Genomic DNA, 15,020 nt, shown 5'->3' with positions numbered 1-15,020 from the left:
CTCCCAGCTGAGTCATACAATCGCCACTGGCCACGGCCGGCCTCGATTTGTTGCCTAGACACCAGCAAGTCTGCCGGGTCGGCCGTGTGCCACCCACTCAGTTGGGCGAAGAACCAAAAAAAACGGGGGCAAGGCCCCCGTATGACAAAAGCCCTTGTTCTGAAACCTAGAAGCGCGTCGCCCAGACCGCCTCGAACTCCAGCTGGTTGCCGGCGAGGCTGTTGCGGGCGGCATAGCTGGCCGGAGCACCGAGCAGGTATTCCGACGGCGCGTAGCTGGTGATGAAGCGGAACTCGCCACCGCGGCCCATGGCGCGCGAGTAGCTGAGATCCAGGCTGTAGTTGGAGACGTCGCCGAGCAACCGGTCCAGCAGTTGCGCCGTCGGCGCCGGCTGGGTGCGCGTGCTGTAGCGCAGGGCCAGATCGCCGTAGCGGCCGCCGTGCAGCACCGAAGTCAGGCTGTAGACGTCCAGATCGGCCCACTCGAAGATGGGGCTGCCACCGCTGCCTATGGCCGCCAGGAAGCGGCGCGGCAAGGTCGGACTGGTGAAGGCACGGATGTCGCTGTACATCACGCGCTCCAGACCCAGGCCGAAGCTGAGCCAGGACGTGACGCCCAGGTCCAGGTTGGCGCCGAAGCTGGCCGGAATGTCGAAATCGCCCGGATCCGCGTACACGCCGCGATAGGAGTTGAACGCGTCCATGTTGACGCGGGACTGGTAGCTCGCCGTCAGGCGCAGGCGCGGCGCGAGCACCTCGCTAAGTTCCACGCGCACACCACGGCCGTAGGCGACCGGGTCGGCGCCTTCCACCCAGCGCAGCGATTCAGGCAGCACGTCTTCGCTGCCAAACGAGGCATTGGTGAAGCGCTGGTAGGCGAACAACGCCGAGACCGACCAATGACCCGTATTGCCCATGCTGCGCACGTACGAGGGCGCGACGATGTAGCGGTGCAGACCCGGGCGGGCCTCCGCCAGCAGGCGGGGCGCCAGGCTGTCGTCGCCCAGGCGGCGGCCGGGCAGGTCTTCGACCAGCCCGCGCTTGACCGAGACGCCGATCAGCGACTTGTTGCCGAGGGGGACATAGCGGGTCGCGCTGTTGCGGCTGGCGGTGGCCAGCTCCAGCAATTGCGGCGCGACGGCGGGGGTTTCGGGTTCAGCCCAGGAGAAATCCGGCTGTATGCTCTGGCGGGCGTACTCCTGCCAGCGCTGCATCACCGATTCGCCGTGGAGCTGGGCCTGGGCTGCGCATGCGAGAAAATAGAAAGGGAGCGTCAGGCCAAAACTGATCGCTCCCATCGGCTTCCTCGACGCTGCTGTTGCGCTCGCCCGGTACATGACCCTGCCGTGTGGTTCCATGGCTTGTGGTGATTGTCGCGGTGGATTTTGGCAAGAACGCAACACCGCGTCAAGTACGCAACAGCCGATTTTGACCAGTACTGGTGCCGATTTAGGCCAACGGCCAGGGTCCGCGCCACCAACCTGTTGCAGGATTACAACAACATGCCCGTCTCTGCACGCCCCTGTGTGCTCACCGTCGCCGGCTCCGACTCCGGCGGCGGCGCCGGCATCCAGGCCGACCTCAAGACTTTCCACGCCCACGGCGTCCACGGCACCAGCGCAATCACCGCCGTCACCTCGCAGAACACCCGGGCCGTGACCGCCGTGCACGGCCTGCCCAGCCGGCATATCCACAGCCAGCTGCAGGCCCTGCGCGACGATTTCCCCATCCGCGCCTGGAAGACCGGCATGCTGGCCGACGCCCGTACTATCCGCGCGGTGGCCGCCGGCATGGCCGGCACAGCGGCGGACTACGTGCTGGACCCGGTCATGATCTCGACCAGCGGCGCCAGCCTGCTGCAGGCATCGGCGGTGTCCGCCCTGCGCAACCACCTGCTCCCCCGGGCGACCCTGGTCACGCCCAACCTGCCCGAGGCGGCGGCGCTGAGCGGTCTGCCGCTGGGCCGCCGCGGCGACCTGGACCGGATCGCCGCCAACCTGCTTGACGGCGGCGCGGGAGCGGTGCTGATCAAGGGCGGCCACCAGCGCGGCCCGCGCGTGATCGACCGGCTGTACGTGGACGGCGAGCTGCACACCTTTGAACACCCGCGCCTGGCGCGCAACGGCCACGGCACCGGCTGCACCCTGGCCGCCGCCATCACCGCCAACCTGGCCCTGGGCCTGGATCTGGCCGCCGCCTGCCGCCGCGCCGCCGATTACGTGCATGCGGCCCTGGCCGGGGCTTACCGGCCCGGCCGCAGTACCATCGACGTGCTCGACCACGGCGCGCACATCCCGCCGCTGCGGGCATCCCGTTCCCGATCCGGAAAGCGCAGGCCATGAAATACCCCACCTTCGCCCTGCTCGCCGTCTGCGGCGCGCTGACGACCGCCCCGGCCCAGGCCGGCGAACCCAGTTTCGGCGCCCTCGCCCTGACGCCGGCGCCAAGCGCCAAGTCGGACCCGACGCAGACGCCGTTCTCGCCGCGCCTGCTGCCGGCGCCGCAGCTGAGCGAGACCCGTGTGGTGCGGCTGCCGGACGGCAGTACCCGCATCGTCTGCGACGAGGTGCCCAATCCGCGCTACGAGAAGGTGCGCCTGCAGCTCAAGCAGGCGCGGGAGCAGCAGCGGTGAGGCCGCGCTGGATCGCCGCCCTGGCGCCGGGCCTGTTCGCCGCTGCAGTCCAGGCCGCGCCCACGGTCGCGCTGCAGAACGGCCAGCCGGCCAGCTTCAGCATGCCGGCGCAGAGTTATTCGACCAGTTACTACATCGACGTCGATGCGGCCAGCGCCCAGCTCAAGCTGGAACTGGGCAACAGCAGCGGCGGCGACACCGACCTGCTGCTGCGCTACGGCACGCCGTTCGCCGACCGCACCGCCAACGGCGACGCAGCGCCGGACCCCGGCCTGTTCCGCCAGTACTCGCACTACCGCAGCGCCAGCGCCGGCGGCAATGAAAGCCTCAGCGTGCAGAACTCCGGCACCTTCCCGCTGCGCGCGGGGCGCTGGTACATCGCGGTGCTGAACTACAGCAACCAGCCGCAGAACCTGCGCCTCAGCGCAAGCCTGACCCCGACGGTGGCGGTCAGCCCGATCCGCTTCGTATTCGATCAGGCCGGCGCCGACTGCGATATCGCCGGCTGGAACGACCCCACGCCGGTCACGCCCATCGACGGCAACAGCGGCACCACCCGCGGCCAACAGCGCCGCAATGCGCTGGTGCGCGCGGGCGAACTGCTGTGGCAGGAACTGCGCTCGCCGGTGCCGGTGACCGTGCGCGCCTGCTGGGACGCCCTGGGCGGCGACCGCGACGGCGCCACCATCGCCCAGGCCGGCCCCACGCTCATCGTCGCCAACGACATTGCCGACCGCAGCGCCTGGCTGCCGCGCCCGTACACCTGGTACACCATCACCGAGGCGGTACGCCTGGGCGGCACCAGCCAGTGCGGCGTGACCGGCGGCGGCTGCGGCAATGCGGATATCGAAGCCACCTTCAATTCCGACATAGACCCGCCCAACAACGTGGTGCGCTCGCCGTTCTATTACGGCTACACCGGCGCGGCCAAACCGCGCAACTCGATCGACTTCATCGCCACCGCCATGCACGAGCTGACCCACGGCCTGGGCTTCATCGGCCTGGTCAACGTGGACGCGGAAGACGGTCCGCTGGGCGCCCGCTTCCCGGCCGGCGACGAGGCGGACGGCCTGGACGACATCTTCAGCAGCAACCTCGTCGCCGTCGATACGCTGACGCGGGAATATCAGCCCTTCCTGGCGCCCCAGGTCAGCGACGCCCGGCGCGCCGCCGCACTGGTATCGCAGGACGGCCTGCGCTGGTCCGGCGCCGAGGCCGTCGCAGCGCTGGTGAATGCCAACCGCGAGCGGCCGGCGCCGGACAATTTCCCGCTCATGCTCGCCCCCTGCGACCGCGACGCGGCCGACGCGCCGTGCAAGACCATTCCGGGCACCACGCTGTCGCATACAGTGCAGTCCGGCGACCTGATGAACGGCTACGACACCGGCGAATCCACTCGCACGCTGGGCCTGGCCCTGCCCATGCTCGATGCGCTGGGCTGGTCCAATGCCGCGGCGGCACCCCCGGTGTTCCCGATCCCCGTCACCGGCAACTGGTTCGACCGCACGCGCAGCGGCCATGGTGTCGACTTCCAGCTGTACCAGCGCGATGCCGTCGCCGGCGACCTGTACTTCATCATTTTCTATACCTTTGAAGACGACGGCAGGCCGGAGTACTACTTCGGCCTGGGCCGCCTGGTGGACGGCCGCTTCATCGGCGCCAGGCAGGGCGACGGCATCTCGCTGATGCGCGTGCGCTACAACGCCGCCGCCGGCCGCGGCGACCTGGACACCAGCTCCAGCGGCGAAATCGCCATTGACTTCAACCAGGCGGCGCAGTCGCCGTACTGCCGCAGCGCCGACCGCAGCGGCGCCGGCGCGCTGGCGGTGCTGCGCTGGGTGATCCGCGGCGAGGAAGGCAACTGGTGCCTGGAGCCGGCGGTGATGCCGGCCAGCCGCACCACGCCGGATTTCTCCGGCCACTGGTACAGCGGCCTGGGCAACGACCAGGGCTGGGGCATGGAACTGCTCAGCGTGCGCGCGGCGGACGGTCAACCGCAGCTGGTCGCCATCGTCTACTACCCGGACCTGCAGGGCCGCTCGCGCTGGGCGGTCAGCGAGCTGACCCGGGTGAACCTGGCCGATACGCCGGCGCTGCCACTGTACGACGTGACCTCGGGTTATTGCCGCAGTTGCCCGGCACCGGCCGGCGCTGCCCAGGTGCGCCAGGTCGGCACTATCCAGCTCAAGCTGCGCCAGCCCACGCGCACGGAACCGGCCGACGGGGTCAACCGGGTCTCGCTGAACATCGAGATCCCCGGCATCGCCGGTTTCCGCCGCCAGGATTCGCCGCTGACCCTGCTGTCGCTGCCGCCGGGCCAATGAAAAAGGCCGCGCCCGTCTGGTGTGGACGGGCGCGGCCTGGCGCCGGACTACAGCGGCCGTCGCGCCGGCCACTTTTTACACTGTGGAAATCTGCAGCCCGGCACGCGAAGCCGGGCTTTTACCTCAGGCGTTCGCGCGCAGGCTGTCGATCAGCGCATCGGCGAAGCTCGCGGTGTTGCCGCTGCCGCCGAGATCCGGCGTGACCCGGTCCTTGCGCGCGACCACGTCGCGGATCGCGGCGCGCACACGCTGGGCCTTGTCCTCCATGCCCAGGTGGCCAAGCATCTGGCAGGCGGCCAGCAGCAGCGCGCAGGGATTGGCTATGCCCTTGCCGGCGATGTCCGGCGCGGAGCCGTGCACCGCCTCGAAGATCGCCGCCTGGGTGCCGATGTTGGCGCCGGGCGCCAGGCCCAGGCCGCCGACCAGCCCGGCGCACAGATCCGAGATGATGTCGCCGAACAGATTGGTGGTGACGATGATGTCGAACTGCTGCGGGTTCATCACCAGCTGCATGCAGGTGTTGTCGACGATCATCTCGTTGCACTGGATCTCGGGGAAATCCGCGGCCACTTCGCGCGCCACCTTCAGGAACAGGCCCGAGGTGGTCTTCATGATGTTGGCCTTGTGCACCACGGTGACCTTCTTGCGGCCCTGGCGGCGGGCCAGTTCGAAGGCGTAACGCACGATGCGCTCGGAGCCGCGCCGGGTCACCTTGATCTGCGAGTGCGCAGTGTCGCCGTCCTCGGACAGGGTCTGGCCCTCGGAACCATAGGCGCCCTCGGTGTTCTCACGCACGGTGATGAGGTCTATGCCCTCGTAGCGCGCCTTGGTGCCGGGAATGGTGATGGCAGGGCGTACGTTGGCGTACAGGTCGAAGCGCTTGCGCAGTTCCACGTTGAGCGAGGAGAAGCCGCCGCCGATGGGCGTGGTCAGCGGTCCCTTCAGCGCGACATGGTGGCGCGCGATGGAATCCATGGTCGCCTGCGGCAGCAGTTCGCCGCAGCGTTCCTGCGCCGCCATGCCGGCGTCGACGAAGTCATAGGAGAGACCGGTGTTCAGTTCGTCGATGACGCGCAGGGTCGCGTCCATGATCTCCGGGCCGATTCCGTCGCCACGGATGACGGCAATAGTCTTGCTCATGCGGATAACTCCAGGTCCCGGCTTGCCGGATGGCCAGAAAACTACGCATTATCCGGGATGCTCCCGCTGCCGAACAACCTCCGACGTATGCGACCAAAGTCCGTTGCCGCACTGATCGGGGCGCTGGTCCTGGCCACCCTCGGCGCCGCGGCCGCTGCAGCGGAACCCCGCCTGGAGCCGTACAGCCGCAGCCCGGAAATGCGCATCGAGGCCCTTTCGACCAAGGGCGGCGCCAGTCCGCGCCTGCGGCTGCAGGGCATGTGGCCTACGCCCTGCCGGCCCAGCGTGGACGCGGTCGCCCTGGACGGCAGCGAGCTACGCATCACCCTGCGTTCGCTGCGCCCACTGTGCGCGCGCGCGCCGCTGCCGTTCGACCTGGAAGTGGATCTGGGCAAGCGCCTGGGCAAGAGCTGGCCGGCCGCGCCGCTGCGGGTCAGCGTGCTGGCGGCCAACAGCGCCACGGCGCCGCCGCAGCTGCGTGGCTTCGCCCTGATCGAGCCGGCGTCGGCGCCGCAGCGCCCCATGCCGGCATCCGGCCTGTGGTGGCCGCTGCCGGAGGCCGATGCCAGCAATCCCATGGCCGGCACGGGTTTCAGCATCGAGCTGCAGTTCGACACCCTGGCGGTGGCCGTGCTCGGCCGCACGCCCAAGGGCGGGCCCAGCTGGTATTTCGGTACCGGCAAACTGCGCGGGCGCAGCGCGCGTATCGAGCTGATCGCCGCCGGCAATAATCCCGCCGGCACGGATACCGAATCCGGAGCCGACCTCGCCGGCGAAATCGGCAATGCCACCCTGTACATGGATTTCGAGGGCAACGGCCGCGCCACCGCCTGGCTCACCCACTACGATCTGGCCGAGACGCAGCCGCTGCTGCGCCAGCAGATCATCAACCTGGCCCACCTGCCCTTCACCGAACACACCGACGGCACGGCCTGGGACGGCGACTGGGTATTGCTGGGCGCCACCCCGGGCCAGCCGCGCAGCGCGCGCCAGATCCATCTCAACGGCACGGGTTTCAGCGCTTCGGCCGAATACCGCCTCGGCGCCGACGACGGCTCGGTGCTGGCCTGCGAGGTCGATCCGGCCGAATCCAAGCTCGCGCCGCCGCGGCGCTGCCGGCTCAGCGACGCCGCCGGCAAGCTCGTCGCCGAGTTCGACTCGGTCGACATCAACCGCCTCGACGGCTACACGCCGGAACGCACGCCGGTACAGCTGCTGCGGGTGGACCGGCGCTGAGGCGCCGGACCGGTTTCAGTGTTCGTGCGGCGGCGGCGCTTCCGTGCCGGCGGCTTCGAGCTGGTCGAGGAAATCCACCGCCCGGCGCAGATGCGGAATCACGATGGAACCGCCGACCACCAGGCCCACGCTGAAGATCTCGAAGAACTCGTCGCGGTTGACGCCGACTTCCTTGCACTGGGCCACGTGGTAGGCGATGCAGTCGTCGCAGCGCAGCACCATCGAAGCGACCAGGCCCAGCATCTCCTTGGTCTTCACATCCAGCGCGCCGGCCTTGTAGGTCTGCGTATCCAGGGCGAAGAAGCGCCGGACGACCTGATTGTCCTCGGCCAGGATGCGCTCATTCATGCGCTTGCGGAAATCGGTGAACTGCTTGACGCGGTCCTCGCTCATGCCTGGGTCTCCAGGATCTCCGCCAGACGGCCGCTGCGGTCGGCGGCGACCAGGTCGTCATGCCCGCCGACATGGATGCCGTTAATGAAGATCTGCGGCACGGTGCGGCGGCCGTGGCTGCGTTCGAGCATCTCGGCCAGCCTGGCCGGATCGGTGTCAATGCGGATCTCGCTGTACTCCAGGCCCTTGGACTTGAGTACGTTCTTGGCCGCCACGCAGTACGGGCAGATGGCCGTGGTATACATTTCGATCACAGGCACGCGCATTCTCCTGGGCGTCCGCCGCACATTGCGCGCAGCCGGACAATGGCCGCCATTGTGGGGCCGGAATCGCGTTCGGCAAGGGCCCGCTGCCGCGCCCGCCCGGGGCGCAACCCCGCATGAATGCCGCCGCCGCGGCCGTGGCCGCGGGAACCCTGGCTGGGTTAAGGTGTCGCAGCCATTCCCGATCCGCGGCGCTTCCCGGTCATGCGTAACTGGTTTCTCGTACTGCTCAGCCTGTGTGCGACCGGCGTTGCCGGCGCGCGCGAATCCGGCGTGCGCCTGCCCGACATCGGCAGTTCCGCCGCGGCCATCCTTTCGCCGCAGGAACAGCGCTCCTACGGCGCCAGCATGCTGCACGAGCTGCGCTCCTACAACATGATCCTGGATGACGCGCTGCTGGTGGACTACATCAACACCCTGGGCTACCGCCTGGTCTCGCGCAGCGACAAGCCGGAACAGTCCTACACCTTCTTCGTCGTGCGCGATGCGGCCATCAACGCCTTCGCCGCGCCCGGCGGCTACATCGGCATGAACGCCGGCCTGATCACCACCGCGGTGGACGAGGGCGAAGTCGCCGCGGTGCTCGCCCACGAAATCGCGCACATCAGCCAGGATCACCTGCTGCGTGCGTTCGAGGACTCGCAGAAAGCCTCATTGCCCATCGCCCTGGCCATGCTTGGCGCCATCCTTGCCTCCCAGGGCGCGGCCGGCGACGGCGCCGAGGCGGCCATGGTCGCCGGCACCTCGCTGATCCAGCAGCGCCAGATCAATTTCACCCGCAAGGACGAGATCGAAGCCGACCGCGTCGGCATCCAGACCCTGGCCCGGGCCGACTATGACCCGCAGTTCATGGCCAGCTTCTTTGCCCGCATGGAACGCGCCCTGCGCCCCGGCGCCGGCGACCGCGGCACGCCCGACCTGCTGCGCACCCACCCGGTCAGCACCGACCGCATCAGCGACGCCAAGGCTCGCGCCGACGCGCTGGCGCTGGAACAGAAGGCCGCGCGCGAACGCGGCAAGGCCCTGCCGGAACTGCCCAGCCGCTCCTGGCTGAAGCCGCAGCGGCCGGACGACCTCACGCCGCTGCCGCGCCTGCAGACCACGCTGGTGCGCGCGCAGGGCGAGAACCTGTACTTCGCCCTGATGCGCGAACGCGCCCGCGTGCTGGCGGCCGACCAGCCCAGCAACCTGGTCGGCTACTACGCCAAGGCCCGGGTCGAACCCGGCAGCGTTGCCGCCGCGGCCAATACCTACGGCCATGCCCTGACCTTGTGGCGCACCGGCCAGGGCGAAGCCGCCCGTGTGCTGCTCGCACCGCTGGCCGAGGAAGCGCCCGGTGTACTGCCCTACCAGATCGCCCTGGCCCAGGCCGAGGCCCAGGCCGGCCGGCGCACCGATTCGCTCAACCGCTACGAGCGCCTGATCGCCAATTCGCCGAGCAACCGCGCCATCGCCCTGGCCTATGCGCAGACCCTGATCGAGGACGGCAAGGCCGGCAGCGGCCGCCGCGCCCAGGACCTGCTGCGGCCGATGATGGCCGAGGAGATCGACGACCCCGAGGTCTACCGCGTCTTCGCCCGCGCCTCCGAGCTGGGCGGCGACAAGGTGCGCGCGGCCGAGGCCTATGCCGACGTCGCCCTGCTCAGCGGCCGCCTGGAAGATGCCATGAACCAGCTGCGCGCCCTGACCGACCGGCGCGACCTGGACTACTACCAGCGCGCGCGCATCGAGGCGCGCATCGCCGAAGTGACGCCTTACGTGCTCGAATTGCGCCGCCGTGGCATCAAGCCGCAGGACCAGGGCCGCCTGGCGCCGGCTTTTTCCTGCCAGGATTCAAACTCTTGTAGTTCCGTGTCATTGCAGCGTAACAATCCTGCATTGCAATAACGCCGCTGTCACGAAAGCGTCGCGCCGCGGCGCAACCCGCGTGCAACCGTGCAAAAACGCATCCTCATCGTTGAAGACGAAACCGCGATCCGCGACATGGTCGCCTTCGCCCTGCGCAAGGCCGGCATGGATCCGGTCCATGCCGCCGACGCCCGCATCGCCCAGTCGGCCATCGCCGAGCGCGTGCCCGACATGATTCTGCTGGACTGGATGCTGCCCGGCATGAGCGGCCTGGAATACGCCCGCCGCCTGCGCAAGGAAGACCTGACCCGGGAAGTGCCCATCATCATGCTCACCGCGCGCGGCGAGGAAGGCGACCGGGTCAACGGCCTGGATGCCGGGGTCGACGACTACGTGGTCAAACCCTTCTCCGCCCGCGAGCTGATCGCCCGCATCAAGGCGGTGATGCGCCGCACCCACGGCGACGAGGGCGACGGCGTGATCGAACAGGGCGGCCTGCGCATCGACGGCGCCGCCCACCGCGTCTACGCCGGCGACCAGACCGTGCAGATAGGCCCCACCGAATACCGCCTGCTGCATTTCTTCATGACCCACGCCGAGCGCGTGTATTCGCGCAGCCAGCTGCTGGACCAGGTCTGGGGCGGCAGCGTCTACGTGGAGGAGCGCACCGTCGACGTGCATATCCGCCGCCTGCGCAAGACGCTGGAACCGTACAAGCTGGAAAACCTGGTGCAGACCGTGCGCGGGGCCGGCTATCGCTTTTCGGTAACGCCCTGAACCGCGCCGCGACCAGCGCCGCCGGGGCTGCCGCATGAATGGACGCATGGACCGCGCCCTGCACGTGAGCCTGTGGCGCATCGCCGCCGTGCTGGGCCTGGCCCTGGTGCTGGGCCTGCTGCTGGGCGGACTGGCGTGGTGGCTGCTCGCCGCCACCGGCGGCGCACTGGTCTACCTGCTCTGGCGCCTGCGCCAGTTCGGCCTGTGGCTGCAGGGCCACTCGCGCCGCCTGCCCAATGACGACGCCGGCCTGTGGGGCTCGCTCTACCGCGGGCTGGTGCTGCGCCAGCGGCGCGAACTGCAGCGCCGGCGCCGCCTGCTCAGGCTGCTGCGCGCCTTCCGCACCACCGCGGCGGCCCTGCCCGATGCCACCGTCGTGCTCGATGCGGCCGGCACCATTCTCTGGTTCAACACCGCCGCGACGCGCCTGCTGGGGCTGAGCTATCCGCACGACATGGGCGGACATTTCTCCAACCTGGTGCGTTCGCCGCGGGTCACGCGCTGGCTGGAGGGCGGCGACTGGAGCGAGCCGCTGATGGACGTGCCGGCGCCGACCGACGATGCCCTGCGCCTGGGCCTGCGCATCATTCCGTACGCCGAAGGCCAGCGCCTGCTGGTCGCCCGCGACATGTCCAAATTGATGCAACTGGAACAAGTGCGGCGCGACTTCGTCGCCAATGTCTCGCACGAACTGCGCACGCCGCTGACCGTGGTGCACGGCTATCTCGACCTGATCGAGCCGGATCAGTCGCCCGAGCTGGAACCCATCCTGGTCGAACTGCGCTCGCAGTCGCGGCGCATGACCCAGATCGTCGAGGACCTGCTCACCCTGTCGCGCCTGGAAGCCCAGGACAGCCTGCCCGAGGAACGTGTCAGCATGACCGGCGTGCTGCAGACCCTGCGCCGCGAAGCCGAAGCGCTGAGCCTCGGCCGGCACGCGATCAGCCTGGATCTGCGCACCGACACCGACCTCACGGGTTCTACCAAGGAACTGCACAGCGCCTTCTCCAACCTGGTCAGCAACGCCGTGCGCTATACCCCGGCCGGCGGCAGCATCGCCATCCGCTGGGAACTGCGCGGCGCCGAGCCGGTGTTCTCGGTGACCGACACCGGCCAGGGCATAGCGCCGAGCCATCTGCCGCGCATCACCGAGCGTTTCTATCGCGTCTCCAGCAGCCGCTCGCGCGACACCGGCGGCACCGGGCTGGGCCTGTCCATCGTCAAGCACGTGCTGCAACTGCATCAGGCGCGGCTGTGCATAGAAAGCGAAGTCGGCGTGGGCAGCACCTTTTCCTGCGTGTTCGGCGCCGAACGCGCACTCGCCGCCGCCGCCGAAGAGACCGGCTGATGCGCGCACGGCGACGGCTGCTGCTGTGCTGCCTGCTGCCGGCGCTGCTGGCCTGGCGTGGTGCGGGCGCAGCGGAAACCCTGACCAGCGTCGGCTCCGACACTCTGGGCGAACTGCTGCAGGCCTGGGCCCGGCGCTATGCGCAGGAACAGCCGCAGCTGCGGTTGCAGATACAAACCCCGGGCTCGGCGGGCGCCGCACCCGCCCTGGCCAGCGGCGCCGCCGACCTGGGCCCGATGAGCCGCGCAATGAACGCGGCCGAGGAAGCCGACTACCGCCGGCGCCGCGGCCAGGCGCCCGGGCGCGTGCGCATTGCCTACGACGCAGTCGCGGTGTTCGTGCATCCGGACAATCCCGTGACCGGGCTGAGCCTGGCCCAGCTGGCCCAGATCTGGGCGGCCGATCCGGCCTGCGCCGCGGCGGCGCCGGCGCAGCGCTGGGGCGACCTGGCCGCCGCCGGCGCAGGCGCGGACCAGCCGCTGCTGCGCCTGGGGCGCAATACCGCTTCGGGAACTTATGAATTCTTCCACAGCGCCGCACTGTGCGACGGCCCCTACCGCGCCGACGTGGTGCAGTTTCCCGGCGCCGGCACCGTGGTCGCCGCGGTCGCACGCCAGCCCAATGCGATCGGTTATTCCGGCCTGGCCCATCTCAACGGCCTGGTGCGCGTGCTGCCGCTGCGGCGCGGCCCGGGCGAAGCCGCGGTGGCGCCGGATGCGCCAAGCGTAATCTCCGGGCGCTATCCTCTGAGCCGTTCGCTATACCTGTATTTCAACCGCGCCGCCGACGGCAGGCCGGATGCCAAGACCGCCGCCTTCCTGCGCTTCGCGCTCAGCGCCAAAGGCCAGGAACTGGTCTCCCGGCAGGGCTTCATCGCCCTGCCGGCGGCGGAAGTGAACACGGAACTGGGGCAACTGCAATGACTCTGCTCAACGGCGCCATGACCCGCGATCTGACCGATCCCAGCCTGTACATCAACCGCGAGCTCGCCCAGATCGAGTTCAATTTCCGCGTCCTCGCCCAGGCGCAGGATCCGCGCGTGCCACTGATGGAGCGGCTGCGCTACCTGTGCATCTCCAACAGCAACCTGGACGAGTTCTTTGAAGTGCGCGTGGCCGTCCTCAAGCAGCAGCTGGCGCTGAACACGCCCATGCCCGGACCGGACGGACTGCCGCCGGCCGAGGTGCTGACCCGCATCCGCGCCCGCGCGCTGGAACTGGTGCGCGCCCAGTACGATTTCTGGAACGACGTGCTGCTGCCGGAGCTGGGCAGCGAGGGCATACGCTTCGTCACCCGCGACAAGTGGACGGTGAAGCAGAAACGCTGGCTGCAGGGCTATTTCCAGAACGAGGTGCTGCCGGTGCTGTCGCCGCTGGGGCTGGATCCGGCGCATCCCTTCCCGCGCATCCTCAACAAAAGTCTCAACCTCGCCGTGGTGCTCAAGGGCAAGGATGCCTTCGGCCGCGAAGGCCACATGGCCCTGGTGCGCGCGCCGCGCTCGCTGCCGCGCATCATCCGGCTGCCGGCGGAAGTCTCCGATGGCCCCTACGATTTCGTCTTCCTCGCCGGCCTGCTGCAGCAGTTCATCGACGAGATGTTCCCGGGCATGCGGGTGGAAGGCTCCTATCAGTTCCGCGTCACCCGCAACAGCGAGCTGGTGGTGGACGAGGACGAAGTGGAGAACCTCGCCACCGCGCTGTCGGATGAGCTGGCCGGCCGCGGCTATGCGCATCCGGTGCGGCTGGAGATCGCCGAGGCCTGTCCCAAGCCCATCACCGAAATGCTGATGGCCAATTTCGAGCTGACCGAGCAGGACGTCTACCGCTGCGCCGGCCCGGTCAACATCAACCGCATCAACGCCATCTACGACCAGGTCGAACGCCCCGACCTGAAATTCCCCAAGTTCGTGCCGCGCGTGGCGCCCGCCTTCGCCGCCGCGCCCAACGTACCGGTGCTGGACGTCGTGCGCGACCAGGACGTGCTGATGCACCACCCGTTCGAGTCCTTCGGCGCCGTAATGGAACTGGTGCGCCAGGCCAGCCAGGACCCGGACGTGCTGGCGATCAAGCAGACCCTGTACCGCGTCGGCGACAACTCGCCGCTGGTCAACCATCTCATCGACGCGGCGCGCAACGGCAAGGACGTCACCGTCGTGGTGGAACTGCGCGCGCGCTTCGACGAGGAAGCCAACATCCGCTTGGCCAACCGCCTGCAGGAAGCCGGCGTACAGGTGGTCTACGGCGTGGTCGGCTACAAGACCCACGCTAAGATGCTGCTGATCGTGCGCCGCGAGCAGGGCCGGCTGCGCCGCTATGTGCACTTGTCCACCGGCAACTATCACCAGATCACCTCGCGCGTCTACACCGACTTCGGCCTGATGACGGCCGACAACGACATCGGCGAGGACGTGCACAAGATGTTCCAGCAGCTCTCCGGACTGGGCACGGCGATCAGGCTCAAGCGCCTGCTGCAGTCGCCGTTCACCCTGCACAAGGGCCTGCTGGAAAAGATCGAGCGCGAGATCGCCCACGCCCAGGCCGGCCGCCCGGCGCGCATCATCGCCAAGATGAATGCGCTGAACGAGGCGAGCGTGATCCAGCAGCTCTACGCCGCCTCCATCGCCGGCGTGCAGATCGACCTGATCGTGCGCGGCGCCTGCGCGCTGAAGCCGGGCATCCCCGGCGTATCGGAAAACATCCGCGTACGCTCGGTGATCGGCCGCTTCCTGGAACACAGCCGGGTGTACTGGTTCGGCAACGACGGCGCGGCGGAAATCTACTGCGCCAGCGCCGACTGGATGGAGCGCAACCTGCTGCGCCGCATCGAGACCTGCTTCCCCATCCTCGACCCGCAGCTGGCCCACCGTGTCTACGACGAGGCCCTGGCCAACTTCCTCGCCGATAACACCCAGGCCTGGATGCTGCAGGCCGACGGCAGCTACCAGCGCACCGAGCCCGGCGAGGACATGCCGCATTCGGCCCAGCTCGCGCTGATCGCCCGCCTGTGCATGTAACGCCGGCCGCTGCGGCGGCACGCCGCAGTGCCCGCCCGGCCCGGCGC

Annotated in this window: 13 protein-coding genes; 9 read left to right on the top strand and 4 right to left on the bottom strand. The window is 69.1% G+C overall.

Annotated elements, in window-relative coordinates; genetic code table 11:
• Positions 1–166: 166 nt before the first annotated feature.
• Positions 167–1,213, bottom strand: a complete 1,047-nt coding sequence (locus NM961_RS20900; RefSeq protein ID WP_255916365.1) for a hypothetical protein — start codon at positions 1,211–1,213, stop codon at positions 167–169.
• Positions 1,214–1,501: 288 nt separating this feature from the next.
• On the opposite strand from NM961_RS20900, the gene thiD reads away from it, so the two are divergent.
• The 3 genes from thiD to NM961_RS20885 are packed head-to-tail and all read left to right on the top strand — an operon-like array spanning position 1,502 to position 4,955.
• Complete coding sequence (gene thiD / locus NM961_RS20895; protein WP_255916364.1) at positions 1,502–2,341, top strand: bifunctional hydroxymethylpyrimidine kinase/phosphomethylpyrimidine kinase; 840 nt, start codon at positions 1,502–1,504, stop codon at positions 2,339–2,341.
• Positions 2,338–2,631, top strand: coding sequence for a hypothetical protein (locus tag NM961_RS20890; RefSeq protein WP_255916363.1), 294 nt, complete (start codon positions 2,338–2,340; stop codon positions 2,629–2,631). The genes thiD and NM961_RS20890 overlap by 4 nt, the downstream gene beginning before the upstream one ends.
• On the top strand, positions 2,628–4,955 hold the full coding sequence (locus NM961_RS20885; RefSeq protein ID WP_255916362.1) for a hypothetical protein: 2,328 nt from the start codon (positions 2,628–2,630) through the stop codon (positions 4,953–4,955). The genes NM961_RS20890 and NM961_RS20885 overlap by 4 nt, the downstream gene beginning before the upstream one ends.
• Before the next feature lie 123 nt (positions 4,956–5,078).
• Here the strand turns inward: NM961_RS20885 and NM961_RS20880 are convergent, their stop codons facing one another.
• Positions 5,079–6,095: an isocitrate dehydrogenase gene (locus tag NM961_RS20880; RefSeq protein ID WP_255916361.1), complete on the bottom strand. Its 1,017-nt coding sequence runs from the start codon at positions 6,093–6,095 to the stop codon at positions 5,079–5,081.
• An 87-nt stretch (positions 6,096–6,182) separates the two neighbouring features.
• On the opposite strand from NM961_RS20880, the gene NM961_RS20875 reads away from it, so the two are divergent.
• On the top strand, positions 6,183–7,331 hold the full coding sequence (locus tag NM961_RS20875) for a hypothetical protein (protein ID WP_255916360.1): 1,149 nt from the start codon (positions 6,183–6,185) through the stop codon (positions 7,329–7,331).
• A gap of 15 nt (positions 7,332–7,346) precedes the next feature.
• On the opposite strand, the gene NM961_RS20870 is transcribed toward NM961_RS20875, so the two are convergent.
• Positions 7,347–7,724 (bottom strand): carboxymuconolactone decarboxylase family protein, encoded by a 378-nt coding sequence (locus NM961_RS20870; RefSeq protein ID WP_255916359.1) that lies wholly within the window; start codon positions 7,722–7,724, stop codon positions 7,347–7,349.
• Positions 7,721–7,984: a glutaredoxin 3 gene (grxC, locus tag NM961_RS20865; protein WP_255916358.1), complete on the bottom strand. Its 264-nt coding sequence runs from the start codon at positions 7,982–7,984 to the stop codon at positions 7,721–7,723. The genes NM961_RS20870 and grxC overlap by 4 nt, the downstream gene beginning before the upstream one ends.
• A gap of 207 nt (positions 7,985–8,191) precedes the next feature.
• Between grxC and NM961_RS20860 the strand changes: the two genes are divergently transcribed.
• The 5 genes from NM961_RS20860 to ppk1 are packed head-to-tail and all read left to right on the top strand — an operon-like array spanning position 8,192 to position 14,973.
• Positions 8,192–9,874, top strand: coding sequence for a M48 family metalloprotease (locus tag NM961_RS20860; RefSeq protein WP_255916357.1), 1,683 nt, complete (start codon positions 8,192–8,194; stop codon positions 9,872–9,874).
• Between the two features lie 48 nt (positions 9,875–9,922).
• Positions 9,923–10,612, top strand: coding sequence for a phosphate regulon transcriptional regulator PhoB (phoB, locus tag NM961_RS20855; RefSeq protein WP_255916356.1), 690 nt, complete (start codon positions 9,923–9,925; stop codon positions 10,610–10,612).
• 46 nt (positions 10,613–10,658) lie between these two features.
• Entirely contained in the window at positions 10,659–11,960 is a 1,302-nt protein-coding gene (gene phoR, locus NM961_RS20850) for a phosphate regulon sensor histidine kinase PhoR (RefSeq protein WP_255916355.1), read from the top strand.
• Positions 11,960–12,883, top strand: a complete 924-nt coding sequence (locus NM961_RS20845) for a PstS family phosphate ABC transporter substrate-binding protein (protein ID WP_255916354.1) — start codon at positions 11,960–11,962, stop codon at positions 12,881–12,883. Before phoR ends, NM961_RS20845 begins: the two co-directional genes overlap by 1 nt.
• Complete coding sequence (gene ppk1 / locus NM961_RS20840; protein ID WP_255916353.1) at positions 12,880–14,973, top strand: polyphosphate kinase 1; 2,094 nt, start codon at positions 12,880–12,882, stop codon at positions 14,971–14,973. Before NM961_RS20845 ends, ppk1 begins: the two co-directional genes overlap by 4 nt.
• The last annotated feature ends 47 nt before the right edge of the window (positions 14,974–15,020 follow it).

The organism is Tahibacter harae (assembly GCF_024437735.1).
Classification (GTDB): domain Bacteria; phylum Pseudomonadota; class Gammaproteobacteria; order Xanthomonadales; family Rhodanobacteraceae; genus Tahibacter; species Tahibacter harae.
The sequence above is the reverse complement of the archived record's forward strand: the minus strand, read 5'-3'. Positions and strand labels throughout refer to the sequence as shown.

Coding starts and splice junctions, on each gene's coding strand:
- NM961_RS20900 (WP_255916365.1), bottom strand. CDS start 1,213: ATGCAGCGCTGGCAGGAGTACGCCCGCCAGAGCATACAGCCGGATTTC.
- thiD (WP_255916364.1), top strand. CDS start 1,502: ATGCCCGTCTCTGCACGCCCCTGTGTGCTCACCGTCGCCGGCTCCGAC.
- NM961_RS20890 (WP_255916363.1), top strand. CDS start 2,338: ATGAAATACCCCACCTTCGCCCTGCTCGCCGTCTGCGGCGCGCTGACG.
- NM961_RS20880 (WP_255916361.1), bottom strand. CDS start 6,095: ATGAGCAAGACTATTGCCGTCATCCGTGGCGACGGAATCGGCCCGGAG.
- NM961_RS20875 (WP_255916360.1), top strand. CDS start 6,183: ATGCGACCAAAGTCCGTTGCCGCACTGATCGGGGCGCTGGTCCTGGCC.
- NM961_RS20870 (WP_255916359.1), bottom strand. CDS start 7,724: ATGAGCGAGGACCGCGTCAAGCAGTTCACCGATTTCCGCAAGCGCATG.
- NM961_RS20860 (WP_255916357.1), top strand. CDS start 8,192: ATGCGTAACTGGTTTCTCGTACTGCTCAGCCTGTGTGCGACCGGCGTT.
- phoR (WP_255916355.1), top strand. CDS start 10,659: ATGGACCGCGCCCTGCACGTGAGCCTGTGGCGCATCGCCGCCGTGCTG.
- NM961_RS20845 (WP_255916354.1), top strand. CDS start 11,960: ATGCGCGCACGGCGACGGCTGCTGCTGTGCTGCCTGCTGCCGGCGCTG.
- ppk1 (WP_255916353.1), top strand. CDS start 12,880: ATGACTCTGCTCAACGGCGCCATGACCCGCGATCTGACCGATCCCAGC.